This is a genomic window from Microbacterium sp. ARD31 (genome assembly GCF_031844425.1).
This window is the reverse complement of the sequence record NZ_JAUZVE010000028.1, coordinates 52,163-75,117: the sequence shown is the minus strand read 5'-3', so window position 1 is coordinate 75,117 and position 22,955 is coordinate 52,163. Positions and strand designations below refer to the sequence as shown.

26 protein-coding genes are annotated in these 22,955 nt (G+C 72.8%); 14 read left to right on the top strand and 12 right to left on the bottom strand.

Annotation, left to right across the window (positions count from 1 at the left end; translation table 11 throughout):
* The first annotated feature begins 11 nt into the window (after positions 1–11).
* Both Q9S36_RS36385 and Q9S36_RS36380 read left to right on the top strand, forming a co-directional pair.
* Complete coding sequence (locus Q9S36_RS36385) at positions 12–542, top strand: histidine phosphatase family protein (RefSeq protein WP_311289670.1); 531 nt, start codon at positions 12–14, stop codon at positions 540–542.
* Positions 539–1,327 (top strand): putative protein N(5)-glutamine methyltransferase, encoded by a 789-nt coding sequence (locus Q9S36_RS36380; protein ID WP_311289669.1) that lies wholly within the window; start codon positions 539–541, stop codon positions 1,325–1,327. The genes Q9S36_RS36385 and Q9S36_RS36380 overlap by 4 nt, the downstream gene beginning before the upstream one ends.
* On the opposite strand, the gene serB is transcribed toward Q9S36_RS36380, so the two are convergent.
* Positions 1,299–2,516 (bottom strand): phosphoserine phosphatase SerB, encoded by a 1,218-nt coding sequence (gene serB / locus Q9S36_RS36375; protein WP_311289668.1) that lies wholly within the window; start codon positions 2,514–2,516, stop codon positions 1,299–1,301. The two genes, Q9S36_RS36380 and serB, sit on opposite strands and share 29 nt — an antisense overlap.
* A gap of 158 nt (positions 2,517–2,674) precedes the next feature.
* On the opposite strand from serB, the gene Q9S36_RS36370 reads away from it, so the two are divergent.
* Both Q9S36_RS36370 and Q9S36_RS36365 read left to right on the top strand, forming a co-directional pair.
* Positions 2,675–3,106: a DUF805 domain-containing protein gene (locus tag Q9S36_RS36370; RefSeq protein WP_311289667.1), complete on the top strand. Its 432-nt coding sequence runs from the start codon at positions 2,675–2,677 to the stop codon at positions 3,104–3,106.
* A 56-nt stretch (positions 3,107–3,162) separates the two neighbouring features.
* On the top strand, positions 3,163–3,528 hold the full coding sequence (locus tag Q9S36_RS36365) for a VOC family protein (RefSeq protein WP_311289666.1): 366 nt from the start codon (positions 3,163–3,165) through the stop codon (positions 3,526–3,528).
* An 11-nt stretch (positions 3,529–3,539) separates the two neighbouring features.
* Here the strand turns inward: Q9S36_RS36365 and Q9S36_RS36360 are convergent, their stop codons facing one another.
* Entirely contained in the window at positions 3,540–4,355 is an 816-nt protein-coding gene (locus Q9S36_RS36360) for a hypothetical protein (protein ID WP_311289665.1), read from the bottom strand.
* On the opposite strand from Q9S36_RS36360, the gene Q9S36_RS36355 reads away from it, so the two are divergent.
* The 4 genes from Q9S36_RS36355 to Q9S36_RS36340 all read left to right on the top strand — a co-directional run bounded on the left by Q9S36_RS36355 (position 4,354) and on the right by Q9S36_RS36340 (position 7,644).
* Entirely contained in the window at positions 4,354–5,145 is a 792-nt protein-coding gene (locus Q9S36_RS36355) for an ABC transporter ATP-binding protein (protein ID WP_311289664.1), read from the top strand. The genes Q9S36_RS36360 and Q9S36_RS36355 overlap by 2 nt on opposite strands.
* A 32-nt stretch (positions 5,146–5,177) precedes the next feature.
* Positions 5,178–5,639: an NfeD family protein gene (locus tag Q9S36_RS36350; RefSeq protein ID WP_311289663.1), complete on the top strand. Its 462-nt coding sequence runs from the start codon at positions 5,178–5,180 to the stop codon at positions 5,637–5,639.
* An 84-nt stretch (positions 5,640–5,723) separates the two neighbouring features.
* The gene (locus tag Q9S36_RS36345; RefSeq protein ID WP_311289662.1) at positions 5,724–6,872 is read left to right on the top strand and encodes an SPFH domain-containing protein; all 1,149 of its coding nucleotides are present in this window, start codon (positions 5,724–5,726) and stop codon (positions 6,870–6,872) included.
* Positions 6,873–6,882: 10 nt separating this feature from the next.
* On the top strand, positions 6,883–7,644 hold the full coding sequence (locus Q9S36_RS36340; RefSeq protein ID WP_311289661.1) for a sulfite exporter TauE/SafE family protein: 762 nt from the start codon (positions 6,883–6,885) through the stop codon (positions 7,642–7,644).
* Here the strand turns inward: Q9S36_RS36340 and Q9S36_RS36335 are convergent.
* Positions 7,588–8,607, bottom strand: a complete 1,020-nt coding sequence (locus tag Q9S36_RS36335; protein WP_311289660.1) for an alpha/beta hydrolase — start codon at positions 8,605–8,607, stop codon at positions 7,588–7,590. The two genes, Q9S36_RS36340 and Q9S36_RS36335, sit on opposite strands and share 57 nt — an antisense overlap.
* Positions 8,608–8,735: 128 nt before the next feature.
* On the opposite strand from Q9S36_RS36335, the gene Q9S36_RS36330 reads away from it, so the two are divergent.
* On the top strand, positions 8,736–9,887 hold the full coding sequence (locus Q9S36_RS36330; protein WP_311289659.1) for a PP2C family protein-serine/threonine phosphatase: 1,152 nt from the start codon (positions 8,736–8,738) through the stop codon (positions 9,885–9,887).
* Between the two features lie 7 nt (positions 9,888–9,894).
* Here Q9S36_RS36330 and Q9S36_RS36325 read toward each other — a convergent pair whose 3' ends face one another.
* From Q9S36_RS36325 to Q9S36_RS36305, 5 genes are all read right to left on the bottom strand, one after another.
* Positions 9,895–10,863: an ATP-binding cassette domain-containing protein gene (locus Q9S36_RS36325; protein ID WP_311289658.1), complete on the bottom strand. Its 969-nt coding sequence runs from the start codon at positions 10,861–10,863 to the stop codon at positions 9,895–9,897.
* 14 nt (positions 10,864–10,877) lie between these two features.
* The gene (locus Q9S36_RS36320; protein WP_311289657.1) at positions 10,878–11,696 is read right to left on the bottom strand and encodes an ABC-2 family transporter protein; all 819 of its coding nucleotides are present in this window, start codon (positions 11,694–11,696) and stop codon (positions 10,878–10,880) included.
* Complete coding sequence (locus tag Q9S36_RS36315; RefSeq protein ID WP_311289656.1) at positions 11,689–12,486, bottom strand: ABC-2 family transporter protein; 798 nt, start codon at positions 12,484–12,486, stop codon at positions 11,689–11,691. Before Q9S36_RS36315 ends, Q9S36_RS36320 begins: the two co-directional genes overlap by 8 nt.
* A 119-nt stretch (positions 12,487–12,605) precedes the next feature.
* A complete protein-coding gene (locus Q9S36_RS36310; RefSeq protein WP_311289655.1) occupies positions 12,606–13,133 on the bottom strand; it encodes a CAP domain-containing protein in 528 nt (175 codons plus the stop codon).
* A gap of 328 nt (positions 13,134–13,461) precedes the next feature.
* The gene (locus tag Q9S36_RS36305) at positions 13,462–13,989 is read right to left on the bottom strand and encodes a YbhB/YbcL family Raf kinase inhibitor-like protein (RefSeq protein WP_311289654.1); all 528 of its coding nucleotides are present in this window, start codon (positions 13,987–13,989) and stop codon (positions 13,462–13,464) included.
* Between the two features lie 50 nt (positions 13,990–14,039).
* Here Q9S36_RS36305 and cobA point away from each other — a divergent pair, with 50 nt between their 5' ends.
* A complete protein-coding gene (cobA, locus tag Q9S36_RS36300) occupies positions 14,040–15,293 on the top strand; it encodes a uroporphyrinogen-III C-methyltransferase (protein WP_311289653.1) in 1,254 nt (417 codons plus the stop codon).
* Positions 15,286–16,104, top strand: coding sequence for an RNA methyltransferase (locus tag Q9S36_RS36295; protein WP_311289652.1), 819 nt, complete (start codon positions 15,286–15,288; stop codon positions 16,102–16,104). The genes cobA and Q9S36_RS36295 overlap by 8 nt, the downstream gene beginning before the upstream one ends.
* Here the strand turns inward: Q9S36_RS36295 and Q9S36_RS36290 are convergent.
* The 3 genes from Q9S36_RS36290 to def are packed head-to-tail and all read right to left on the bottom strand — an operon-like array spanning position 16,052 to position 18,186.
* Positions 16,052–16,762 carry a DedA family protein gene (locus Q9S36_RS36290; protein ID WP_311289651.1) on the bottom strand — a complete coding sequence of 237 codons (711 nt, stop codon included), beginning with the start codon at positions 16,760–16,762 and terminating at the stop codon, positions 16,052–16,054. The genes Q9S36_RS36295 and Q9S36_RS36290 overlap by 53 nt on opposite strands.
* Positions 16,763–16,772: 10 nt before the next feature.
* The gene (locus Q9S36_RS36285; RefSeq protein ID WP_311289650.1) at positions 16,773–17,567 is read right to left on the bottom strand and encodes a TrmH family RNA methyltransferase; all 795 of its coding nucleotides are present in this window, start codon (positions 17,565–17,567) and stop codon (positions 16,773–16,775) included.
* A 13-nt stretch (positions 17,568–17,580) separates the two neighbouring features.
* The gene (def, locus tag Q9S36_RS36280; protein WP_311289649.1) at positions 17,581–18,186 is read right to left on the bottom strand and encodes a peptide deformylase; all 606 of its coding nucleotides are present in this window, start codon (positions 18,184–18,186) and stop codon (positions 17,581–17,583) included.
* A gap of 89 nt (positions 18,187–18,275) precedes the next feature.
* Here def and Q9S36_RS36275 point away from each other — a divergent pair, with 89 nt between their 5' ends.
* Together Q9S36_RS36275 and Q9S36_RS36270 are read left to right on the top strand one after the other, a co-directional pair.
* Positions 18,276–19,637, top strand: a complete 1,362-nt coding sequence (locus Q9S36_RS36275) for an acyl-CoA dehydrogenase family protein (protein WP_311289648.1) — start codon at positions 18,276–18,278, stop codon at positions 19,635–19,637.
* The gene (locus Q9S36_RS36270) at positions 19,637–20,854 is read left to right on the top strand and encodes an acyl-CoA dehydrogenase family protein (protein ID WP_311289647.1); all 1,218 of its coding nucleotides are present in this window, start codon (positions 19,637–19,639) and stop codon (positions 20,852–20,854) included. Before Q9S36_RS36275 ends, Q9S36_RS36270 begins: the two co-directional genes overlap by 1 nt.
* Positions 20,855–21,073: 219 nt before the next feature.
* On the opposite strand, the gene Q9S36_RS36265 is transcribed toward Q9S36_RS36270, so the two are convergent.
* Positions 21,074–21,367 (bottom strand): YiaA/YiaB family inner membrane protein, encoded by a 294-nt coding sequence (locus Q9S36_RS36265; RefSeq protein WP_311289646.1) that lies wholly within the window; start codon positions 21,365–21,367, stop codon positions 21,074–21,076.
* 97 nt (positions 21,368–21,464) lie between these two features.
* On the opposite strand from Q9S36_RS36265, the gene Q9S36_RS36260 reads away from it, so the two are divergent.
* Entirely contained in the window at positions 21,465–22,913 is a 1,449-nt protein-coding gene (locus Q9S36_RS36260; RefSeq protein WP_311289645.1) for a pyridoxal-dependent decarboxylase, read from the top strand.
* Positions 22,914–22,955 lie beyond the last annotated feature (42 nt).

The window sequence follows — 22,955 nt, the reverse complement described above, 5'->3', positions numbered from 1 at the left end:
AGGGTTGGGGGATGCAGGAGTCAACGAGCAGCGCGGTGCGACGACTCGTCGTGATGCGCCACAGCAAGGCGGAGGCCACCGGTCCCTCCGACCGGGAGCGAGCGCTGGCGCCCCGGGGACGCGCCGACGCCGCGGAGGCCGGTCGCTGGCTGCGCGAGCAGGGCGTCGACCCCGACGCCGCGCTGGTCTCCGACGCCCTCCGCACGCAGGAGACCTGGGCGGCCGTGGCCGACGGGGCCGGATGGGACCTCGAGCCCGAGCTCTCCTCCGCCCTCTACGCCGCCGGGCCGGACGCCGCCATCGACCTGCTCCGCGAGACCGACCCCGCCACGACGACCCTCCTGGTCATCGGGCACAACCCGACGATGGCCTACGTCGCCGAGCTGCTCGACGACGGCGACGGCGACGCCGACGCCACGACCGCCCTCATCACGCGAGGCTTCCCGACGTCCGGCCTGGCGGTGTTCACCCTCGGCGGCGACTGGACCACGGTCGGGCCGGGCACCTGCCGCCTCACGTCCTTCCACGTCGGCGACGGGTGACGCCCCCGCCCGACGAGGCCGTGGTGGCCCGGCTGCGGGCGGCCGGCTGCGTGTGGGCCGAGGACGAGGCCGCCCTGCTGCAGGAGGCGGCGGGGTCCGCCTCGGAGCTCGACGCGCTGGTGGCGCGCCGGGTCGCCGGCGAGCCGCTCGAGCTCGTGCTCGGCTGGGTCGGGTTCCTGGGTCGCCGCCTGGTGGTCGCGCCCGGCGTCTTCGTGCCGCGGCGTCGTACCGAGCTGCTGGCGCGCACCGCGCTCGCGCGAGCCGCCCTCGTCGAGCGCCCGGTCGTGGTCGAGATGTGCTGCGGGGTCGCGCCGGTGGCGGCAGTCCTCGACGGGGCGGGCGAGGTGCACGCCGCCGACCTCAGCGAGCCCGCCCTCGCTTGCGCCCGGCAGAACGCGCCGACGGCCCGCCTCCACCTCGGCGACCTGTACGACGCCCTCCCGGTCGACCTCACCGGCCGGGTCGACGTGCTCGCTGCCAACGCGCCGTACGTCCCCACCCGACGGATCGCGTCGATGCCGCCGGAGGCGCGCGAGCACGAGCCGCGTGCCGCGCTCGACGGCGGCGAGGAGGGGGTCGATCTCCACCGCCGACTCGCCCTCGGGGCGCCGCGCTGGCTGGCGCCCGGTGGGGTGCTCGTCGTGGAGACGAGTCCCGGACAGGTCGCGCTGACGACCGAGGCCCTGGAGCGGGCCGGCCTGGCGACGGAGGTCGTGACCGACCCCGAGGTGGACGGTTGCGTCGCTGTGGGGAGGCTCAGTCCAGCAGCGGCGGCGACGGCGTGACGATGCCGACCTCGGCGTCCGCCTGCTCGATCTCCTCGCGCGAGATGCCGAGGAGGTAGAGGACGGTGTCGAGGTAGGGGACGTTGACCGACGTGTGCGCGGCGTCGCGCACCATCGGCTTGGCGTTGTAGGCGATGCCGAGGCCGGCCGCGTTGAGCATGTCGAGGTCGTTGGCCCCGTCGCCGATGGCGATCGTCGCGTCGAGCGGCACGCCGACCTCGGCCGCGAACTCGCGCAACGCGGCCGCCTTGCCGGCGCGGTCGACCACGTCGCCGACGATGCGACCGGTCAGCAGGCCGTCGACGATCTCGAGCTCGTTGGCCCGGGCGAAGTGGATGCCGAGCTCGGCCGCGAGCCGGTCGGTGATCTGCGTGAAGCCGCCGGAGACGATCGCGAAGCGGTAGCCCAGCCGGCGCAGCGTGCGCACCATCGTGCGGGCCCCGGGGGCGAGGACGATCGAGTCGTAGACCTCGTCCAGGGCGCTGGCCGGCACGCCCTTGAGGAGCGCCACCCGCTCGCGCAGGGACTCCTCGAAGTCCAGCTCGCCGCGCATCGCTGCCTCGGTGACGCGCGCCACCTCGGCCTCCTGGCCGGCGTGGGAGGCGATCATCTCGATCACCTCGCCCTGGATGAGGGTGGAGTCGACGTCCATCACGATCAGCCGGACCCCGCGCCGGTGCAGCGACTCGCGCTGGACGGCGAGGTCGATGCCGAGCCGGGCCGCCTCGGCGGCGAGGAGCGGTCGCAGCGTGTCGGCGGGGGCCCCCGACACGTGCAGCTCGATCGCCGTCACCGGGTAGCGGGCCATCCGCTCGATCCGGTCGATGTTCGCGCCGGAGTCGGCGATCCGCCCCGCGACCGCGGCCACGGCCGAGGCCTTGAGGGGGCTGCCGATCAGCGTGATGTGCGACCGGTCGCCGCCACGGCTGCGGTTGTCACCGGCGCCGCGGTCGACCTCGACGGTCATGTCGAGCTCGGCGGCGGTGCGCTCGATCACGTCGCGCAGCTTCTTCCAGTCGCGCGGCGCGGTGACCAGGATGCCGAGCAGCAGCCGGCGTCGCAGCACGATCTGCTCGATGTCGACGACCTCGACACCGGCGGCGGCGAGCGCGTCGAACATCGCGGACGTGACGCCCGGTCGGTCCTTGCCCGTGAGGGTGACCAGCAGCGTCTTCGGCTCGTCTTCCATGGTGGTCCGAAGGCTAGTCCGGTCGCCCGTCGGCAGCGGGACCGGTCCGCGCAGCGGTCGCACCGCACCGCGAGGTGCTGGCCCGGAGGCTGCGGATGCCCTACGTTGCAGGCGCGGGCTGCCCGGGCCACGGGTCGCCACCCGACCAGGGGGTTTCCATGGACTTCATGACGGCCATCCGGACCTGTCTGTCCAAGTTCGTCGACTTCTCCGGGCGTGCCCGGCGCTCGGAGTACTGGTACTTCGCGCTGTTCACGTTCCTCGTCAGCATCGTCACCAGCATCCTCGACGCGTTCCTCGGCACCGACTACGACAACACCAGCGGTGGGCTCGTCAACACGCTCGTCGGCCTGGTCCTGTTCCTGCCGTCGCTGGCCGTCGGCGTACGCCGCCTGCACGACACCGGCCGGAACGGCTGGTGGATCCTCATCGGCCTCATCCCGATCATCGGCTGGATCATCCTCATCGTGTGGTTCTGCACCGACTCCACGTCCGACAACCAGTACGGCCCCAACCCCAAGGGCGCGCCCGGCACCTACCAGCCGCCGACCACGCCGCCTCCCTACGGCAGCGGCCAGTACGGCAGCTGACGCCCGGCGCCGGCAGCTCCCATCGCGTTGTCGGTGCTGCGCCGTAGCGTCGCGGCATGAGCCAGATCCACCACACCATCGACTACATCGAGCTCGGCGCCAGCGACCTCGCGGTCGCCAAGGACTTCTACGCCCGGGCCTTCGGGTGGGAGTTCAACGACTACGGCCCCGACTACTCCGGCATCCGCGACCCCGCGGGTGAGGGGGAAATCGGTGGCCTCAACCCCGCCGGTCCCACGGGGCCCGGCGGCGCCCTGGTGCTGCTGTACTCCGATGACCTCGACGCCACCGTCGCGGCGGTCGAGGCCGCCGGCGGCACCGTCACGGAGGCTCCCTACGACTTCCCCGGGGGCCGGCGATTCCTCTTCGCCGACTCGAGCGGCAACGTGCTCGGCGTGTGGGCCAGCGCCGGCGAGCACTGACCGACCCTCGCTCAGGAGGGCGGCCACACCTCGGGGGAGCAGGCCGCGACGACGGCCCGCCGGGCGCTGCGTGCCAGCGGCTGGAGCAGGCCGCGCCGTCGCTCGACCTCGTAGGACGACAGCGCCCCGCCGTCGTCGACGAGGGCGAGGTCCACGATCGCCCAGGCCTGCAGGCCGCGTGCCGCGAGGTCGACGCACCGCGGCGGCGTGCCCAGGGGTGCCGCCAGGCTCGGGCGGTGGTGCAGGTTCATCAACGCGTCCGCCGCCTCGGGGCGCCACCGCGCCACGTCGAGCTCGGCGAGGTCCCCGGCCGCGCCGAGGAGCGTCTCGCGCAGCGCCCGGTCCGCCTCGCCGACGTCAGGGACCTGGCGGGGGGCGGCCTCGAAGGCCCGCCACTGCACGGTGTCCGCCTGCTCGACCGGCACCAGCCCGAGCGTGCCGGCGACCACGGCCTGTCCCGCCTCGAGCGCCGCCTCGTTGAAGGGGCGCGGGCCGCCCAGGCCCAGCGGGTCGCCGTCGACGGGCAGCGCCACACCGGCGTACGCCGCCCCGGTGGCACGTGCGCGGGCGAGCAGGTCGAGCGCCGAACCGCCCTCGAGCAGGTGCGTGTCCGCGGCCAGCACGTCGAGCACGTGGTCGGTCTGCTCGTGCCCCCGCAGCCATGCGGTGAGCCACCACGCCAGGGCGGCGGAGTGCGGCAGGGCGGGGGAGGCGGGGGATGAGGAGGATGACGGGTGCGCGGACATCGCGGGCGAGGCTACTCGCCGGTCGTCGACCGTCGTGTTGGTCACGGCCGCGCGCGGCGCGCTGGATAGGGTGACCGGCATGGTCGCCGTCATCGAGTTCGCGGGGGTCACGGTGCGCCGTGGCCGGACCCTGCTCCTCGACGACGTGAGCTGGCTGGTGGAGGAGGACGAGCGCTGGGTGGTGCTGGGTCCCAACGGCGCCGGCAAGACCACGCTGCTCCAGGTCGCGGCCGCCCAGCTGCACCCCACCTCCGGTGTCGCGGGGATCCTCGACGAGGTGCTCGGCACCACCGACGTCTTCGAGCTGCGTCCGCGCATCGGCCTGACGAGCGCTGCGCTCGCCGACCGGATCCCGCGCGACGAGCTCGTCAAGGACGTCGTCGTCTCCGCGTCCTACGGCGTCGTCGGCCGCTGGCGCGAGGAGTACGCCGACCTCGACCACGACCGCGCGGCCCGGCTGCTCGCCGACGTCGGGGCGAGCCACCTGCTCGAGCGCACGTTCGGGACGCTCAGCGAGGGCGAGCGCAAGCGGGTGCAGATCGCCCGCGCGCTGATGACCGACCCCGAGCTGCTCCTGCTCGACGAGCCGGCCGCCGGACTCGACCTCGGCGGCCGCGAGGACCTCGTGGCGACGCTGTCCGAGGTCGCCCTCGATCCCGACTCCCCGGCCACGGTGCTGGTGTCCCACCACGTCGAGGAGATCCCGCCCGGGTTCACCCACGCACTGCTGCTGCGCGAGGGCCGGGTGGTCGACGCAGGGCCGGTCGACGACGTGGTCACCGAGGCGTCGCTCTCCGAGACCTTCGCCATGCCGCTGCTGCTCAGCCGGGCCAACGACCGCTTCGCCGCGCGCCGCCGCCCGTCGCGCTGAATCCGCTGGCCGTGAGTGGATAGGGTCTGGCCATGGACTGGATCCGCGACCACCTGTGGGAGAGCTGGCTGGCGCTGTCGATCGTCCTCGGCGTGGCCGAGATGTTCAGCCTCGACCTGATCCTCGCCATGCTCGCGGCCGGAGCGGCGGTCGGGATGATCGCGGCGATCATCGGCCTGCCCGTCGCCGTCCAGGTCATCGCCGCGCTGGCGACGTCGGTGGCGATGCTCGCGCTCGTCCGGCCCGCCTTCGTCAAGCGCCTGCACAGCGGTCCCGAGCTCGCGCTCGGTCACGGCAAGCTCGTCGGCACCCGCGGCCTGGTCACCGAGGAGATCACCGGTCTCTCGGCCGGCCGGATCCGGGCGGGCGGCGAGATCTGGAGCGCACTGCCGTACGACGAGAACCTCCGCATCGCACCGGGCGAGACGGTCGAGATCCTCCAGATCAAGGGTGCGACCGCCTACGTCCACCCGGTGGCCACCCTCGAGCCCTGAGCCGCGCGGCCGCCGGCACATCCAGCACACACCCAGCACCACACGAGCTCCACACGCAGACCCACACAGATCGGGGGAGACCTAATGCCGACCGCCTTGCTGGTCCTGTTCCTGCTCGTCGTCCTGTTCGTGGTCGTCCTGCTCGCCAAGACGGTCCGCATCGTGCCCCAGGCGCGCGCGGCCATCGTCGAGCGGTTCGGCAAGTACAAGCAGACGCTGCCGGCGGGCCTCAACATCGTCGTGCCGTTCATCGACAAGGTGCGCTACCTCATCGACCTGCGGGAGCAGGTCGTGAGCTTCCCGCCCCAGCCGGTGATCACCGAGGACAACCTCGTGGTGTCCATCGACACCGTCATCTACTTCCAGGTCACCGACCCGGTGGCCGCGACCTACGAGATCGCCAACTACATCCAGGCCGTCGAGCAGCTCACCATGACCACGCTGCGCAACATCGTCGGTGGCATGGACCTCGAGCAGACGCTGACCTCCCGCGAGGAGATCAACAACGGGCTGCGCGGGGTGCTCGACGAGGCGACCGGCAAGTGGGGCATCCGCGTGAACCGGGTCGAGATCAAGGGCATCGACCCGCCGCCGTCCATCAAGGACGCGATGGAGAAGCAGATGCGCGCCGACCGCGACAAGCGGGCGCTGATCCTCACCGCCGAGGGCCAGCGGCAGTCCGCGATCCTGACCGCCGAGGGCAACAAGCAGTCGGCGATCCTCAACGCCGAGGGTGACCGCGAGTCGCAGATCCTGCGCGCCCAGGCCGACCGGGAGGCGCAGATCCTGCGCGCCCAGGGTGAGGGCCAGGCCATCCAGACGGTCTTCCAGGCCATCCACGACGGCCAGCCCGACCAGTCGCTGCTCGCCTACCAGTACCTCCAGATGATGCCCAAGATCGCCGAGGGCGACGCCAACAAGGTGTGGGTCATCCCCTCCGAGATCACCAAGGCGCTCGAGGGCCTCGGCTCCTCGATCCACGAGGTCGCCGGCATCCCGCGCGACGCCACGCCCCGCAAGCGGGTCGACATGGGCGCGTCCGAGCCGCAGCTGCCGCGCGGGTCCGACGACCCGGAGACGCGCGCGACGAGCGAGGCCGTGCAGCAGGCGATCGCCGAGGCCGAGAGCGCCGCGAACCCCGGCAAGTCGCTGCCCTCGTCCACGACGGACCCGGCCTCCGGCTCCGGGGGCGCCGTCGACCCGCTCGACCCGGGGGCACCCGCCGGCCAGTGAGTCCGATCGCATGAGTCCACTCGAGATGGTGCTGGTCACCCTCGCCGGAGTGGCGGCCGGCACCATCAACACCGTGGTGGGGTCGGGGACGTTGATCACGTTCCCGACCCTGCTCGCGTTCGGCGTACCTCCCGTGACCGCCAACGTCAGCAACACCGTGGGCCTGGTGCCCGGCAGCATGTCCGGCGTCGTCGGCTACCGCCGCGAGCTGGCCGGCCAGCGCGGCCGCGCCCTCCGCCTCGGCGTCGCCTCCCTGCTCGGCGGGATCGCCGGCGCGCTGCTGCTGCTCCGGCTGCCGTCCGCGGCCTTCGACGCGATCGTCCCGGCCCTCATCCTGCTCGGGGTGCTGCTGGTGATCTTCGGCCCCCGCATCCAGCGGGCGGTCGCGGCCCGCGCCGAGTCGCGCGGCGGCATCCCCGACCACGGCGTGTGGTGGGTGTGGCCGGCCGTGGCCCTGGCCGGCGTGTACGGCGGGTACTTCGGCGCCGCGCAGGGCGTGCTGCTCATGGCCATCCTCGGCATCGGGGTGGCCGACTCGCTGCAGCGGCACACGGCCACCAAGAACGTGCTCGCGCTGATCGTCAACGCGGTCGCGGCGCTCGTCTTCGTCGCGGTGGCGGACATCGACTGGCTGGTCGCCGGGCTGATCGCGCTCGGCTCCGTCGTCGGCGGCCAGGTCGGTGCGACGGTCGGTCGCCGGCTGGCACCGAACCTGCTACGCGCGGTGATCGCCCTCGTCGGCCTGACCGCGCTCGTCGCCCTGCTCGTCTGAGGGGGTCTCGACCCAGGCGCGCAGCCAGGTGTCGAGGGCGGCGTACGCCCGGGCCCTGGCCTCGGGGCGGGACAGGACCACGTCGTGCATCGCGCCGTCGATCGCGACCGAGGTGACGTGCCGGCCCACCGACGAGGCCCAGCGCCGGATCTGCGCGACGTCGAGCACGATGTCGTGGGTGAACGCGTCCTCGCCGAGGTCGTCGCCGAAGGCGGAGCGCGCCGAGGAGAGGACCAGGGTGGGGCACCGCACGTCCAGGCCGGCGTGCAGCTGGGCGTGCCCGCGGCGCACGGCCCTGAGCCAGCCGACGTACACGGGGCGGGACTCCAGCGGTTTCCAGGCCAGGTCGTAGTCCCACTCGCCGCCGTGGTCGCGGTGGAGCGTGCGTCCGTAGACCCCACTGATCCGGCGTGGGATCTCCTGGAGCGGGCGGCTGCCGCCGATGCGGTCGAGGGCGACGCGGGTCGCCGGGCTTCGCAGCCAGGCCGCCCCCTGCATGTCGAACCACGGTGAGTTGAGCACGAGGGCGAGGAGCTCGGCCGGTCGCCGCTCGTGTGCCCACAGCGACACGGTCAGCCCGCCGGTCGAGTGGCCCGAGACCACGACCTCGCGGTGTCCGTCGCGCTGGGTGATCCGCCACCACGCGAGGTCGATCTCGCCGAAGTACTCGTTGAGGTCGGCGACGTAGTTGGCCGTCTGGTGCTCGCGCAGGGAGCGGCCGTACTTGCGGAGGTCGATCGCGTAGAAGGTGTAGCCGCGGTCGGCCCACCACCGGGCGTACTCGGTGTGGAAGAAGTAGTCGGCGAACCCGTGGACGTGGAGGACCGCCCGTCCGTTCGGCTGCTCCGGCGCCAGCGTCACCAGCGTGGCGACGACCGGGCCTTCCTCGTCGGGCGGCAGGGAGAAGGTCTCGACGCGGTAGTCAGGGCCGAGGAGGTCGGCCTGCAGGGGGACCAGCGACATGGGCCGAGACTATCGAGCCGAGAGGTCCGAACCGCGCGTCCCCACGGCTGCTGTGAGGACGTTCACGGTGCGGCAACAGTTTCCCCATTAGGCCTCGGCTGTCACGGGCGCCGCTCTAGTCTTGGCCGGTGTCGAGCGCGCGAGGGAGCATGGTCCGAGGGTTCTCCTCGTACGTCCAGCAGCGCATCGAGGGCTGGCGCACGGGGTCCCGCGGCAGCCAGCTCTTCCTGCTCGGCCTGCTGATCGGCATGGTGGGGCTGTCCATGACGCCCGTCCTGCTCGCCGGCACGTCCGTGCCCGTCACGCTGTGGTTCCTCTACCTCATGCTCGGCGTCATGCTGCTGCGCTTCGGGCCCCTCCTGGTCCTCACGCCGTGCGTCATCGCCGCTGCGGTCTGGAGCTCGGTGGAGTCCGGGCTGGTCGGGGAGCGCGCGGTCCTCGGCCTGCTGATCCTCTCCCTCGGTGCCGTGCTCGTGCTCTACCAGTCCAGCCGCCAGCGGTCCGGGCTGCCGATGGCGCTGAGCGAGGCGGTGCTGACCCAGCTGCGCGACCGGCTCCAGCGCCAGGGCGTGGTGCCGCCGCTGCCGGTGGGGTGGCGCTCGCAGTCCGCGACGATCACCGCGAACGGCCCCAGCTATGCCGGTGACTTCCTGGTCGCCGACCTGCGCGACGGCCGCTGGCTGGAGATGGCGCTGGTCGACGTCTGCGGCAAGGGGACGTCCGTCGGCCCGCAGGCGCTCCAGTTCGCCGGGGCGCTCGGCGGCCTCATCGGTGCGCTGCCGCCCGCCGAGCTGATGTCCGCCGCGAACCACTTCCTGCTGCGCCAGGAGTCGGACGAGTCGCTGGCGACCGCGGTGCACCTCAAGGTCGACCTCGTCACCGGGGACTACACGATCACCAGCGCCGGGCACCCGCCCGCGCTGCACTGGCACCTCGGCCAGCGCGGCTGGACCGTGGACAACGCCCGCGGGATGGCGCTGGGGGTCATCGAGGAGGCCGACTTCACGCCCAGCCGGGGCCGCCTGCAGCCGGGCGAGGCGCTGATGTTCTACACCGACGGCGTCGTGGAGACGTCCGACCGCGACCTCGACGACGGCATCGACTGGCTCCGCGACCAAGCGCTGCAGGCGGTGGACGCGCGCGGCTTCACGGGAATGCCCAAGCGCGTGCTCAAGAAGGTGCCGCGCGGCGACGACGACCGGGCGCTGCTGGTGCTCGAGCGACTGCCGCTCACCTCGCCCGAGCGGGACGCGGAGAACCACCCCGGCCTGGCCGGCTGAGCTCCGCTCAGGCGCCGCGCGAGTAGAGGTCGCGGATCACGTCCTCGATGTCGGGCTCCTGGATCGACAGGTCCGCGACGTCGTACGCCGCCGCCACCGCGGCCACGACGGGCGCGGCGCTGGCCTCGGCCGGGAAGGACAGCCACTGGCGCGGGCCCTCCACCCTGCGCACCGTCGCGCCCGGCACCTCGATCGGCCCGGCCTCGTCGACCAGGTCGACGACGAGGGTGCGCGTCGAGCCGCCCTGCGCGTGCAGCCCGGCGAGCGAGCCGTCGTACACCGCGGTGCCGTGGTCGATCACGATCACCCGGTCGCACAGCGCCTCGATGTCCTGGAGGTCGTGGGTGGTCAGCAGGAGGGTGGTGCCGCGCTCGGCGTTGAGCGCCCGCAGGAACTCGCGCAGCCGACCCTTGCTGACCACGTCCAGGCCGATGGTCGGCTCGTCGAGGTAGACCACCTCGGGGTCGTGCAGCAGTGCCGCGGTGATGTCGCCCCGCATCCGCTGGCCCAGGCTGAGCTGGCGCACCGGGGTGTCGAGCTGTCCGCCGAGGTCGAGCAGGTCGATGAACCGGTCGAGGTTCTCCCGGTAGCGCGCGGGCGGGATGCGGTACATCTTCTGCAGCAGGTCGAAGGAGTCGCGCAGCGGGAGGTCCCACCACAGCGTCGACCGCTGCCCGAAGACCACGCCGATGCGCCGGGCCAGCTCGACGCGCTGGCGGCTGGGGTCCAGGCCCGCGACCCTGACCCGCCCACCGGTCGGCACGAGGATGCCGGTGAGCATCTTGATGGTGGTGGACTTCCCGGCGCCGTTCGGGCCGATGTAGCCCACCATCTCGCCCGCGGTGACGGAGAAGGTGAGGTCGTGGACGGCCTGGACCTGCTCGCGGGTGCGGCGCCGCCGGCCCTCCACCTGACGGCGGACGTCGAAGGTGCGCTGGAGGTCGTGGACGTCGATGAGCGGCTGCGGCGAGGACATGGTGGCGGAGATGGTCAGCTCCCGGTCGAGGTGTAGTGGCGGACGCCCGAGCGCCACACCAGCAGCGCGAGCGCCATGGTGAGCACGCCGGCGACGGGAGAGGCGAACTGGAGGGCGTCGGGCATGCCGAAGGGGTCGGTGCGCCCGAGCAGGTAGAGACAGGGGTACCAGTTCACGAACGCGACCGGGATGACGAAGGTCAGTCCGACCAGCACCTCCCGGGGGAAGATGCTGAGCGGGTACTGGGTGACCGTCGCCCCGCCGTAGGTGAACGCGTTGGCGAACTCGCTGGCGTCCGTCGTCCAGAACTGGATGCAGGAGAACCCCACGAAGAGCCCGAAGAACACCAGTGCGCCGCTGACCAGCATCGAGACCGCCACCAGGGCGCGCAGCGGCGTCCAGTCGACGTACGTGCAGGCCCAGCCGAAGACCACGGCCGCCTGCGTCAGCCGGCCGAGGCGCCGCAGGGTGAACTGGTCGGCGCACACCTGCACGAGCAGCGGCACGGGCTTGGTCATCATCTGGTCGAGCCGGCCGGTGCGGATGTAGGTGCCGATCCGCTCGACGCTGCCGATGGCGGTGTCGGCCGCCGCCAGCGCGAGGGAGGCGCTGCCGTAGAGCAGCGCCACCTCGGACAGCGAGAACCCGGCGAGGTCGCGCAGGTGCGCGAACATGATCCAGAGCCCGACGAAGTCCAGCCCGGTGATCAGCCCGTTGCCGATCGCGAGCAGCACGAACGACGTCGGGTACTGCCAGGCCGCCCGGATCCAGAGCCAGGCGATCTGGCCGTAGGCACGCGCGTGCCCGCCGGCCGTCGCGGCGAGGTCAACCACCCTGGACCACCACCTTGCGGGTCGCGAGCCGCAGCACCGCCTGGCACGCGAGAAGCAGCACGAGCGCCCAGGCGACCTGGAAGCCGAGGGCGGTGGCGAGGCCGGAGCCGGTGTGCGTGCCCAGCCAGATGTCCGCGGGGACCTGGAGGTACGACGCCCACGGCAGCGCCTGCGCGAGCGTGCCGAGCCAGCCCGGGAACAGCACCAGCGGCAGCATCATCCCGCTGAAGAAGATCGCGAACGCCCCGCTCATCACCTTCACGCCCGACTGGTCGAGCAGCCAGAAGGCGGTGCTGGCGACCAAGAAGCGGACCGCGAAGCTCACCACGACCGCCAGCACGAGCGACACCGCGAAGGCGAGACCGGCCAGCGGCGAGGCCGGCAGCGCGATGTCGAAGACGACCAGGCCGATGACCGTGGGCCCGACGCCCCGCGTGAGGAGGTGGTAGGCCGCCCGGCCGAGGTCGGCGGCGAGGTACCACCCGACGAGGCCCACCGGGCGGTACAGGTCGATGGCCACGTCGCCGGTGCGGATCCGCTCGGCGAGGTCGTCGGTCGTGCCGCCTCCCCACAGCGCGATCGTCATCAGCAGGGCCTGGCCGAGCCAGACGTAGGTCACCGCGTCGCGCGCGTCGTAGCCCCCGGCGGTCGGGTTGGCGTCCCAGAGCGCGAGGTAGGCGTAGGAGTAGATGATGCCGAAGACCGAGTTCGTGAAGATCCCGGCGAGGGTGGCGGCGCGGTAGGTGGAGTAGCGCCGGAACGTGCGGGTCGCGACGGCGACGTGCAGCATCCGACTTCCCCCTCGACGCGATCGATCCCCGGACACCACCTCGTGGAGAGGGGGCCGGGGATCGTCTCACACCGGCGAGGTGCGGTGCACCCCGGGCCGCGGCGGGCCGGTGGAGGAGGTCAGGTGTGGCGGACCAGGTTGACGACGCCGATCATCCGTCCCTGCGAGTCGCGGGTGACGGCGATGCCGGCGCGCTTGGCTCGCGGGCTGAGCAGGATCGCGCGGTGACCGGGGGAGTCGAGCCAGAGGTCGACCATCGCCCGGGGCGTCAGGTCGGAGCCGCGGACCAGCGTCTCGCCGGCCCACGAGTTGTCGCACCGGTTGATGACCTCGTTCTGGTCGCGGTGCTCGAACAGGCCGGTGCGGGCGATGCGCTCGCCCCACTGCTCGGCGAGGCGGTCGGTGCAGGCGTCGAAGACCCACACCTTGGTGAGGCCGTTGGCGGCACGGGCCTGGTTGATCTCGGCCATCAGCCGGTCCTCGAGCTCGTCCATCGACAGGCTGCTGACGTCCTTGGCGCTGTTCGCGGCCGCCAGGGCGCCGGTGGCGACCGGCCAGGTCGCGGTGCGGGCGGTGGCCGGGGCAGCGACCAGCACCGTCAGGGCGACGACCAGGGTCGCCAGCAGGGGGACGGGTCGGGACTGCACGGGGGGCTCCTCCGGGGGAAGATCCGCGGGGTGGGGGTGGGACGCGAATCTTGAGAGAATCTTGCAAGATTGCCGCTTGAGAGTACGACGAAGTTGTGTAGGAAGTCGATTCCCTGCGCGTGGTGCCGGCGGCACGCCTCCGCTTCGTCAACATTCGTCGGGAAAGCGTCGGAGGACCGCCTGGAGGAATGAAAGCGGTCGGCGCGGGGCCGCATGAGCGGAATGACGAAAGAAGGCCCCTCTGGTCTGGACCGCGTCGGGTCCGGACCGGAGGGGCCTCCGGGTGCCGCGCGGCCCTGGTGGGGGCCGCGGCAGCGGGGTGCAGCGCTCAGTGCTGGTAGGTGCCGTGGATGATCGCGCGACCGAGGGTCTTGAACGCGAGGTTGAAGGAGACCACCGCGTTCGAGGCGGACTCGTCCACGCCGAGCGTGGCGTCCTTCACCGCGTGGACCACGAAGAAGTAGCGGTGCGGCTGGTCGCCCTCCGGCGGGGCCGCTCCCATGAAGCCCGCCTCGCCCCCGTCGTTGCGCACGTGGAAGGCGGTGCCGGGCAGGTCGCCGGACGCCGCGCCGGTGTCCAGCGAGGTCACGTCGGCGGGGATGTCGACCAGGCACCAGTGCCAGAAGCCGCTGGGGGTCGGTGCGTCGGGGTCGAAGCAGGTGACGACGTAGGACTGGGTGCCCTCGGGCGCACCGGACCAGCTCAGCTGGGGCGAGGTGTTGCCCTTGTCGGCCACCTGGTCGTCCTTGAGCGGCGCGCCGTCGGTGACGTCGTCGCTGGTGACGGTGAAGGACTCGGTCGCCGGGAGGTAGTCGTAGGGATTCGGGCTGACGGGTCGCTCGATGCCTGTGCTCATTCCTCGAACCTAGCGATCGGGCCCACGCGGTGGGTAGGGACAATGTGCCCATGACCGACCACAGCTCGCCGGCGGCCCACCCCTACCTCGCCGGGCTGGTGCTCACCGGCCGCTCGGTGGTCGTCGTCGGCGGTGGACACGTCGCCCAGCGCCGGGTGCCGGCCTTCCTGGCCGCCGGGGCGGCGGTGACCGTGGTGAGCCCCGAGGTGACGCCGGCGATCGAGGGGTTGTCGGGCGAGCTCACGCTGGTGCTGCGCGACTTCACCGAGTCCGACCTCGACGGCGCCTGGTACGTCGTCGCCGCCACGGACGACCCCGAGGTCAACGCCCGGGTGGTGGCCGCGGCCGAGGCGCGCCACACGTTCTGCGTCCGCGCCGACGACGCCCTCGGCGGCACCGCCTGGACCCCGGCCGTCGGGCACCACGGCAGCGTCACGGTCGGCGTGCTCGGCAACCGCGAGCCGCGCAAGTCCGCGGCCCTGCGCGACGACATCGTCACCGCCCTGCGCGACGGCCACCTCACCGCCTCCGACGCCCTCGACCGCACGCCGGGCGTGGTGCTGGTCGGCGGGGGGCCGGGGGAGCCCGAGTACGTCACGGTGGCGGCGCGCCACGCGCTGGCGTCCGCCGACGTGGTGGTGGCCGACCGGCTCGCGCCGCGCGAGCTGCTCGACGAGCTGGACCCGCACGTCGAGCTCATCGACGTCGCCAAGCTGCCCCGCGGACGCTCGGCCTCGCAGGACTACATCAACGAGGTGATCGTCGACCGGGCGCGCGCCGGCAAGCGGGTCGTGCGGTTCAAGGGCGGTGACAACTTCGTCTTCGGCCGCGGCTTCGAGGAGCTCCTGGCCTGCGCGGCGGCCGACGTGCCCGTCACCGTCGTACCCGGGCTCACCTCCGCCATCGCCGTTCCCGCGCGGGTCGGCATCCCGGTGACGCACCGTGGGGTGGCGCACGAGTTCACGGTCATCTCGGGGCACATCCCGCCGGGTCACCCGGACTCCCTGGTGGAGTGGGGCGCGGTCGCCCGGATGCGAGGCACCGTGGTGCTGCTGATGGCGGTCGACAACGCACCGGCCATCGCGGCCACCCTGGTCGAGGGCGGGCGTCCCGCGTCGACGCCGGTGGGGGTGATCGTGGACGGCACCATGCCCACCGAGCGCACGGTGCTCACCACGCTGGGCTCCCTGGCTGACGACCTCGCGGCGCACGAGGTGGTGCCGCCGGCGATCATCGTGATCGGCGACGTCGTGGCCGTCGCCCGACCCTCCCACTACGCCGACCACGTCCAGGGTCGTGCCTGACGCCCGGGGGGTCGAGGTCGTCGAGCTCACGGACCCCGACGACCCGCGCCTCGCCGACTACCGCGACCTGCGCGACGTCGAGCTCCGCAAGCACCTCGAGGCCGAGCACGGCCTGTTCCTCGCGGAGGGCGAGAAGGTGGTGCGCCGTGCGGTCGAGGGCGGCTACGCGGCGCGCTCCTTCCTGATGGCGCCGCGGTGGCTCGAGGGCCTGCACGACGTGCTCGCCGCGAGCGACGGCCCCTGCTACGTCCTGTCGGAGGACCTCATCGAACAGGTGACCGGCTTCCACGTGCACCGCGGAGCCCTGGCCTCGCTGCGCCGTCGTCCGCTCCCGCCCGTCGACGAGGTGCTCGAGGGGGCCCGCTCGGTGCTCGTGCTCGAGGACGTGGTCGACCACACCAACGTCGGCGCGATCTTCCGATCCGGCGCCGCCCTCGGCTTCGACGCGGTGCTCCTCGCGCCGCGCTGCGCCGACCCGCTCTACCGGCGCTCGATCAAGGTGGGCATGGGGGCGGTGTTCAGCACGCCGTGGACCCGCCTGCCCGACTGGTACGACGCCCTGCCGGAGCTGTCGCGGCGCGGGTTCACCACCGTCGCCCTCACCCTCTCGGCGGACTCCGTGCCGATCGAGGAGGCCGTCGACGGCGTCGACCGGCTCGCCCTCGTCCTGGGCTCGGAGGGGCACGGGCTCTCCGCGCGCTGGGAGGGCGCCGCCGACCGCCGCGCGATCATCCCGATGCAGGCCGGCATCGACTCGCTCAACGTCGCCGCGGCGAGCGCGGTGGCCTGCTACGTCGCGGCGCGTCGCTGACCCCGGCGCCCCCGTCGGTGCCGGTCCCCGTGCCGCCCTCCGTGACGGTCCCGTGGACCACGCGGTGCCGCAGCCGCCGGGCGACCACGACGACCAGCGCCACCGCGAGCAGGACGTAGACGACGTTGCCGATGCTGCCGACGTACGCCTCGACGCGGTGCCACTGCGCGCCGAGCTCGTAGCCGGCGAGGATCAGGGCGGCGTTCCACACCAGGCTGCCGGCCGTCGTGTAGAGGCAGAACGTCGCCAGGGGCATCCGGTCCACGCCCGCCGGGATCGAGACCAGGCTGCGCACCCCCGGCACGAGCCGGCCCACGAACACCGCGGTCCGTCCGTGGTCGCCGAACCACGACACCGCCTTGCGCACGTCGCGGGCGTGCATCAGCGGCACCCGGTCGGCGAGTGCGCAGATCCGGTCGAGCCCCCAGGCCGCGCCGAGCCAGTAGAGCAGGAGCGCGCCGGCCAGCGACCCCGCCGTCGCCCACGCGATCGCGGCGACGAGCCCGTAGTGGCCCTGGCTCGCCGTGTAGCCGGCGAGCGGCAGCACCAGCTCGCTCGGGACGGGCGGGAACACCGTCTCGAGCGCCGTGGCCAGCCCGACGCCGGGCGAGCCGACGGTCCGCATGACCAGCACGACCCAGTCGAGCACCGCGTCCATGGTTCCCCCGTCAGCCGCGCCGGCGAAGGGCCTCGTGGAGCACGATGGAGCCGGCGACCGCCGCGTTCAGCGACGAGGCGCTGCCGACCATCGGGATGCTCACGATGTCGTCGCAGGCCGCACGCCAGCCCGAGGAGATGCCGTGCGTCTCGTTGCCGACCACGATCACGACGCGGCCGTCGAGCGGTGCGTCGGCGAGGGCAGTGCCGTGCTCGTCGGTGCCCACGATCCGGTAGCCGTTGGTGTGGGCGTGGTCCACGACCGGGCCGTGCGCGGGGACCCGGAGGACGGTCAGGGCGAACAGCGAACCGGTGCTCGCCCGGACGGCCTGCGGGTCGTAGGGGTCCGCGGCGTGGCCGGTGACCACGAGGGCCGAGGCGCCGAAGGCGTCCGCGGACCGGGCGAGCGTCCCGATGTTGCCGGGGCTGGCCGGCCGGTCGAAGACCACGACGGGCCCGTGCGGCCGCGCGGACTCGCCGAGCCGGGCGACGCCGTCCTCGGGCATCTCGACGACGGCCACCAGCTCGGCGCCCTCCTCGCGGCCGCTGAGCCGGGCATGGAGGTCGGGCGCGAGCACCACGCGCTCGGCGTCGGTCGTCGCCCACAGGTCGTCCGACCAGGCCGAGCCCGGCCCGTCGGCCCGCAGCAGGGCCCGGACGGTCCAGCCCTCCTCGACCGCACGGGTGATCGGGCGGACGCCCTGCACCAGGAACTCCCGGTTACGGTGCCGCTTCGTGCGGTTGGTCAGCAGCGCCTCCCACTGCTGGAAGCGGGCGTTCTCCCGCGTGATCCTCAGGTCCTGCATGTCGGGCGGCCGCTCACTCGGCGGGCCAGGTGAGCGGGTAGTCCTCGGCGGCGGCGTCGTGCTTCTTGGTCAGTCGCTTGCGCGACTTCGCCGACAGGCGGTCGCCGAACACCGTGCCGAGGGTGTGGTCGGTCTCGTGCTGGAGGCAGCGGGCGAGCAGCCCGTCGCCCTCGAAGCTCACCGGCTCGCCGTCCAGCCCGGTGCCGTCGACGCGCGCGCGGTCGGGACGTGCGCAGGGCTCGAAGGACCCCGGGAACGACAGGCAGCCCTCGTCGTCGTCCTCGAGGTGGCGCTCCTTGCCCTCGGGGAGGGTGAGCACGGGGTTGCAGACCACGCCGACAGTGCGCTCGCCGCTGTCGTCGGGACAGTCGAAGACGAACATCGCGACGTCCTCGCCGATCTGGCAGGCGGCGAGCCCCACCCCGTCGGCGGCGTACATCGTGGCGACCATGTCGGCGGCCAGCGTCGCGAGCGCGTCGTCGTACGACGTCACGGGAGCTTGTGGCCGGTGCATGACGGGCGTGCCCCACCGCGTGATGGGACGGACCGTGCCACCCTCGGGGAGTGGGCCGTGCGGCGCCCGGACATCGGGGTGGACGGTCTGCTCGTCGTCGGGCATGCGGTGGATCCTAGCGAGGTGGTGGGGGAGTGATTGGCAGCACGGGTCGGCCTCTGGCGAAAGGTGTAACTCAGAGTTACAGTTTCGTCATGTCCATCATGAACAGCCTCCGGCCGGGCGGGCGCCACGGGTTGTCCTCCCGGGAGACCCGCGACCCCATCGGCCTCGCCGTCGCCGCCGTGAACCGGCTGGCGCAGAGCGACCTCATCGACCGCGTCGGCCTGCGGCGCCAGACCGAGCACGTCGTCTACTCGACCACCCGCAACGGCTTCCGGGTGGCGACGGCCGCCGGGCGGACCTTCGCCCGGGCGGGGCGTCGCACCGACGGCGAGCGGCCGGCCCCGGCGGCCTCCCGCGGCGTCTTCGACCTGACCCCCACCGAGGACGAGCAGATGCTCGTCGACGTGGTCGCCGAGCTGGCGGCCGAGGTGCTGCGCCCGGCCGCCGCCGACGCCGACGAGGCGTGCGCCGCCCCCGTGGAGGTCCTCCGCGCGGCACAGGAGGTCGGCCTGCCGGGGCTCGGGGTGCCGGAGTCCCTGGGCGGCATCATGGAGGAGCGCTCGGCGATGGCCGGCACGCTGGTCGCCGAGGCGCTGGCGAAGGGTGACATGGGCCTCGCCGTCGCCACGCTCGCGCCGGGTGCGGTCGCCACGGCCATCGGCCTCTGGGGCACGGAGGCCCAGCAGCAGACCTACCTGCCCTCGTTCACCGGTGACGACGTCCCGGTGGCCGCACTGACCATCGCCGAGCCGACGGTCCTCTTCGACCCGTTCGCCCTGTCGACCACGGCGCTGCGCGACGGCGACGACTTCGTGCTCGACGGCGTGAAGTCCGCCGTCGTGCGCGGCGCCGAGGCCGAGCTGTTCGTGGTCGCGGCGTCGCTCGACGGCACCCCGGCGCTCTTCCTCGTGGAGTCCGGCGCCGAGGGCCTCGAGGTCGAGGCCGACCCCTCGATGGGCGTGCGCGCCGCCGGCCTCGCGCGCCTGCACCTCACCGGCGTACGCGTCGGGGCCGAGGCGCTGCTCGGCGACACCGACGGGACGGCCTACACCGAGTGCGTACGTCTCTCGCGGCTCGCCTGGTGCGCCCTCGCGGTCGGCACGGGCCAGGCCGTGCTCGACCACGTCAAGGAGTACGTCAACGAGCGCGAGGCGTTCGGCGAGCCGATCAGCCACCGGCAGTCGGTCGCGTTCATGGTCGCCGACATCGCCATCGAGCTGCAGGCGATGCGCCTGCTCACCTGGAAGGCGGCCTCGCGGGCCGCCCGCGGCCAGGACTTCGCCCGCGAGGTCGGCCTGGCCCGCCAGCTGTGCACCGAGAAGGGCATGCGCATCGGCCTCGACGGCGTGCAGCTCCTCGGTGGGCACGGCTTCGTGAAGGAGCACCCGGTCGAACGGTGGTACCGCGACCTGCGGGCCGTCGGCGTGATGGAAGGCGCGGTGATGATCTGATGGCGATCAACCTCGAGACCCCGAAGAAGCATGCGGCGCTCATCGACCAGGCCCACCAGCTGGCGATGAACATGCTGCGCCCGATCTCCCGCAAGTACGACCGCGCCGAGCACGAGTACCCCAAGGAGCTCGACATGCTCGCCGCGCTGATCGACGGCGTCAGCGAGACCGGCGCGACCAGCGGCGCCGGCGCCGGCGGCGTACGACGTGACGAGCGCGCGGCGGACGACGGCACCGTCCGCAACGGTGCCAACCTCGCCTCGGTGCTCTCGATCGCCGAGATGTGCTGGGGCGACACCGCGCTGCTGCTGTCCATGCCGCGCCAGGGCCTGGGCAACTCGGCCATCGCGTCGGTGGCCAACGACGAGCAGCTCGAGCGCTACAAGGGCACGTGGGCGGCGATGGCGATCACCGAGCCCGGCACCGGCTCGGACTCCGCCAACATCACCACCACGGCAGTCAAGGACGGCGACGAGTACGTCATCAACGGGGAGAAGATCTACGTCACCTCCGGCGACCGTGCCGACAGCGTCGTCGTGTGGGCGACCCTCGACAAGGAGCTCGGCCGGGCCGCGATCAAGTCGTTCCTGGTCCGCAAGGACAACCCCGGGCTCAAGGTCGAGCGGCTCGAGCACAAGCTCGGGATCCGCGCGTCCGACACCGCAGCGATCACGTTCACCGACTGCCGCGTGCCGGCCGAGGACCTCCTCGGCTCCCCGGAGATCGACACCAGATCGGGCTTCGCGGGCGCGATGGCGACCTTCGACAACACCCGACCGCTGGTCGCCGGCATGGCCGTGGGGTGCGCCCGCGCGTCCCTCGACCTCACCCGCGACCTGCTCGAGCAGGCGGGTGTCGTCATCGACTACGACCGGCCCGCCCAGAGCCAGTCGGCCGCGGCGGCGAAGTTCCTCCAGCTCGAGGCCGACTGGGAGGGCGCGCAGCTGCTGATGATGCAGGCGGCCTGGATGGCCGACAACCGCTTGCCCAACTCGCTGGAGGCCTCGATGGCCAAGGCGAAGGCGGGCCGCGTCGGCTCCGACGTGACGCTGTCCTGCGTCCAGCTGTGCGGCACCCTCGGCTACAGCGAGGCCGAGCTGCTGGAGAAGTGGGCCCGCGACTCCAAGATCCTCGACATCTTCGAGGGCACCCAGCAGATCCAGCAGCTGATCGTGGCCCGCCGCGTCCTCGGCCTCACCAGCTCCGAGCTGAAGTAGCCGCCGACGCCGGGTCGTCATGACGCCACCTCGTCCTGGTGGTTGAGGTGCGAGCGCAGCGAGCCTGAGCCGGTGGTTGAGGTGCGAGCGCAGCGAGCCTCGAAACCACACGAACGTGCGTGGTCTCGAGGCTCGTCGCTGGCGCTCCTCGCACCTCGACCACCGGGTGGTCACGACGAAGCCCCTCCCGGAGGTCCCGAGAGGGGCTTCGTGCGCAGATCAGGAGACGTTCTTGAAGGGGTCGTGCTCGGCGAGGAGCTTGTCGACGCGGGCCTGGTCGAGGCGGTGGAAGACCCGCTGGTCCTCCTGGGCGTCGCGCACGACCTTGGCGAGCGTGAACGTCGAGGTCGTCAGGTAGAGCGTGCCGAGGGCGAGGAACCCCTTGATCCACGGGTCGGCGCTCATGAAGTAGATGGCGACCAGCATGGCGAACAGGGCGGCGCCGAACGAGATGGCGGCCTGGGCGGCGAAGGCGGCGGTGTTCTTGGCGGTGGAGTCGTTCTTGGAGGTCATGGCAGCAGCGTGCTCGCGGCGCGGGCCGAGGGGATCTGCGCGACTACCCGATCGGTGCTGAGTACGAGCACCCGATCCGCACCGGTACGTTCGGACCATGCCCGACCTGCCAGCCGACGCACCCCACATGTCGCCCGAGGAGTTCCGCCGCCAGGGTCATGCGGCCATCGACTGGATCGCCGACTACTGGGCCTCCCTCGACGAGCTGCCCGTGCGCTCCCAGGTCGCCCCCGGTGGCGTACGACGTCAGCTGCCCGCGTCGGCCCCGGAGGACGGCGAGCCGTTCGACGCCGTGCTGGCCGACCTCGACCGGGTCGTCGTACCCGGGCTGACGCACTGGCAGCACCCGCGCTTCTTCGCGTACTTCCCGGCCAACTCGTCCCCCGCCGCGATCCTCGGGGACCTGATCTCCAGCGGCATCGGGGCCCAGGGGATGATCTGGGCGACCAGCCCGGCCGTGACCGAGGTCGAGCAGGTGGTGCTGGACTGGTTCGCCGAGGCGCTCGGGCTGCCGGCGGCGTTCCGCAGCGACGGGCCTGGCGGCGGCGTCATCCAGGACACCGCGTCGACGGCGACGTTCACCGCGCTGCTCTCCGCGCTGCACCGCGCGAGCGGGGGAGAGGCACGCGTCCACGGCGTCGGCGTCCAGGGGTGGCGCGTCTACGGCTCGACCCAGGCCCACTCGTCGCTGGTGAAGGCTGCGATGATGGCCGGGCTGGGCGAGGACGCCGTGAGGACCATCGACGTCGACCCGGCCACCCAGGCCATCGACGTCGGTGCGTTGCGCGCCGCGATGGTCGAGGACGTGGAGGCGGGGCTGCGCCCGGTCATGGTCCACGTCGCGTCGGGCAGCACCTCGACGGGAGCGATGGACGACATCGCGGCCGTGGCCGAGGTCGTGCGCGAGTGGGGCGTGTGGCTGCACGTCGACGCCGCATGGGCCGGCGTCGCCGCCGTCTGCCCCGAGCACCGCGACCACCTCGCCGGGGTCGAGGCGGCCGACTCGTTCGTCACCAACCCCCACAAGTGGCTGCTCACGACGTTCGACTGCAGCACCTTCTGGGTGCGCGAGCGCGCCGCGCTCACCGGCGCGCTCTCGATCCTTCCCGAGTACCTCCGCAACGCAGCCACCGCGTCGGGCGAGGTCGTCGACTACCGCGACTGGCACCCCCAGCTCGGCCGCCGCTTCCGGGCGATCAAGCTGTGGGCGGTGCTCCGCACCTACGGCCTCAGCGGGCTGCGGGCCCACGTCCGCAGCGGGGTCGCGCTGGCCGAGCACGTGGCCGACCTCGTGCGCGCGGACGACCGCTTCGAGCTGGTCACCGAGCCGGCGCTCTCGCTGGTCGTCCTCCGGCTGCGGTCCGGCGACGAGCAGACGCTCGCGGCGATGGAGGCGGTCAACGCGTCCGGCGAGGCCTACCTCAGTCACACGACGGTCGACGGACGGGCGGCGATCCGGTTCGCCGTCGGCAGCTGGCGCACGACGGTAGCGGACGTGGACCGGACCTGGCGGGCACTGCAGGAGGCCGCAGCCGTGCACGGCTGAGGCCGTGACGGCGCCCGACCCGGTGTCCGCGCCTGCGTAGAC

Coding starts and splice junctions, on each gene's coding strand:
- Q9S36_RS36385 (WP_311289670.1), top strand. CDS start 12: ATGCAGGAGTCAACGAGCAGCGCGGTGCGACGACTCGTCGTGATGCGC.
- serB (WP_311289668.1), bottom strand. CDS start 2,516: ATGGAAGACGAGCCGAAGACGCTGCTGGTCACCCTCACGGGCAAGGAC.
- Q9S36_RS36370 (WP_311289667.1), top strand. CDS start 2,675: ATGGACTTCATGACGGCCATCCGGACCTGTCTGTCCAAGTTCGTCGAC.
- Q9S36_RS36365 (WP_311289666.1), top strand. CDS start 3,163: ATGAGCCAGATCCACCACACCATCGACTACATCGAGCTCGGCGCCAGC.
- Q9S36_RS36355 (WP_311289664.1), top strand. CDS start 4,354: ATGGTCGCCGTCATCGAGTTCGCGGGGGTCACGGTGCGCCGTGGCCGG.
- Q9S36_RS36360 (WP_311289665.1), bottom strand. CDS start 4,355: ATGCCGGTCACCCTATCCAGCGCGCCGCGCGCGGCCGTGACCAACACG.
- Q9S36_RS36350 (WP_311289663.1), top strand. CDS start 5,178: ATGGACTGGATCCGCGACCACCTGTGGGAGAGCTGGCTGGCGCTGTCG.
- Q9S36_RS36345 (WP_311289662.1), top strand. CDS start 5,724: ATGCCGACCGCCTTGCTGGTCCTGTTCCTGCTCGTCGTCCTGTTCGTG.
- Q9S36_RS36340 (WP_311289661.1), top strand. CDS start 6,883: ATGAGTCCACTCGAGATGGTGCTGGTCACCCTCGCCGGAGTGGCGGCC.
- Q9S36_RS36335 (WP_311289660.1), bottom strand. CDS start 8,607: ATGTCGCTGGTCCCCCTGCAGGCCGACCTCCTCGGCCCTGACTACCGC.
- Q9S36_RS36325 (WP_311289658.1), bottom strand. CDS start 10,863: ATGTCCTCGCCGCAGCCGCTCATCGACGTCCACGACCTCCAGCGCACC.
- Q9S36_RS36315 (WP_311289656.1), bottom strand. CDS start 12,486: ATGCTGCACGTCGCCGTCGCGACCCGCACGTTCCGGCGCTACTCCACC.
- Q9S36_RS36305 (WP_311289654.1), bottom strand. CDS start 13,989: ATGAGCACAGGCATCGAGCGACCCGTCAGCCCGAATCCCTACGACTAC.
- cobA (WP_311289653.1), top strand. CDS start 14,040: ATGACCGACCACAGCTCGCCGGCGGCCCACCCCTACCTCGCCGGGCTG.
- Q9S36_RS36290 (WP_311289651.1), bottom strand. CDS start 16,762: ATGGACGCGGTGCTCGACTGGGTCGTGCTGGTCATGCGGACCGTCGGC.
- Q9S36_RS36285 (WP_311289650.1), bottom strand. CDS start 17,567: ATGCAGGACCTGAGGATCACGCGGGAGAACGCCCGCTTCCAGCAGTGG.
- def (WP_311289649.1), bottom strand. CDS start 18,186: ATGCCCGACGACGAGCAGACCGTCCACCCCGATGTCCGGGCGCCGCAC.
- Q9S36_RS36275 (WP_311289648.1), top strand. CDS start 18,276: ATGTCCATCATGAACAGCCTCCGGCCGGGCGGGCGCCACGGGTTGTCC.
- Q9S36_RS36270 (WP_311289647.1), top strand. CDS start 19,637: ATGGCGATCAACCTCGAGACCCCGAAGAAGCATGCGGCGCTCATCGAC.
- Q9S36_RS36265 (WP_311289646.1), bottom strand. CDS start 21,367: ATGACCTCCAAGAACGACTCCACCGCCAAGAACACCGCCGCCTTCGCC.
- Q9S36_RS36260 (WP_311289645.1), top strand. CDS start 21,465: ATGCCCGACCTGCCAGCCGACGCACCCCACATGTCGCCCGAGGAGTTC.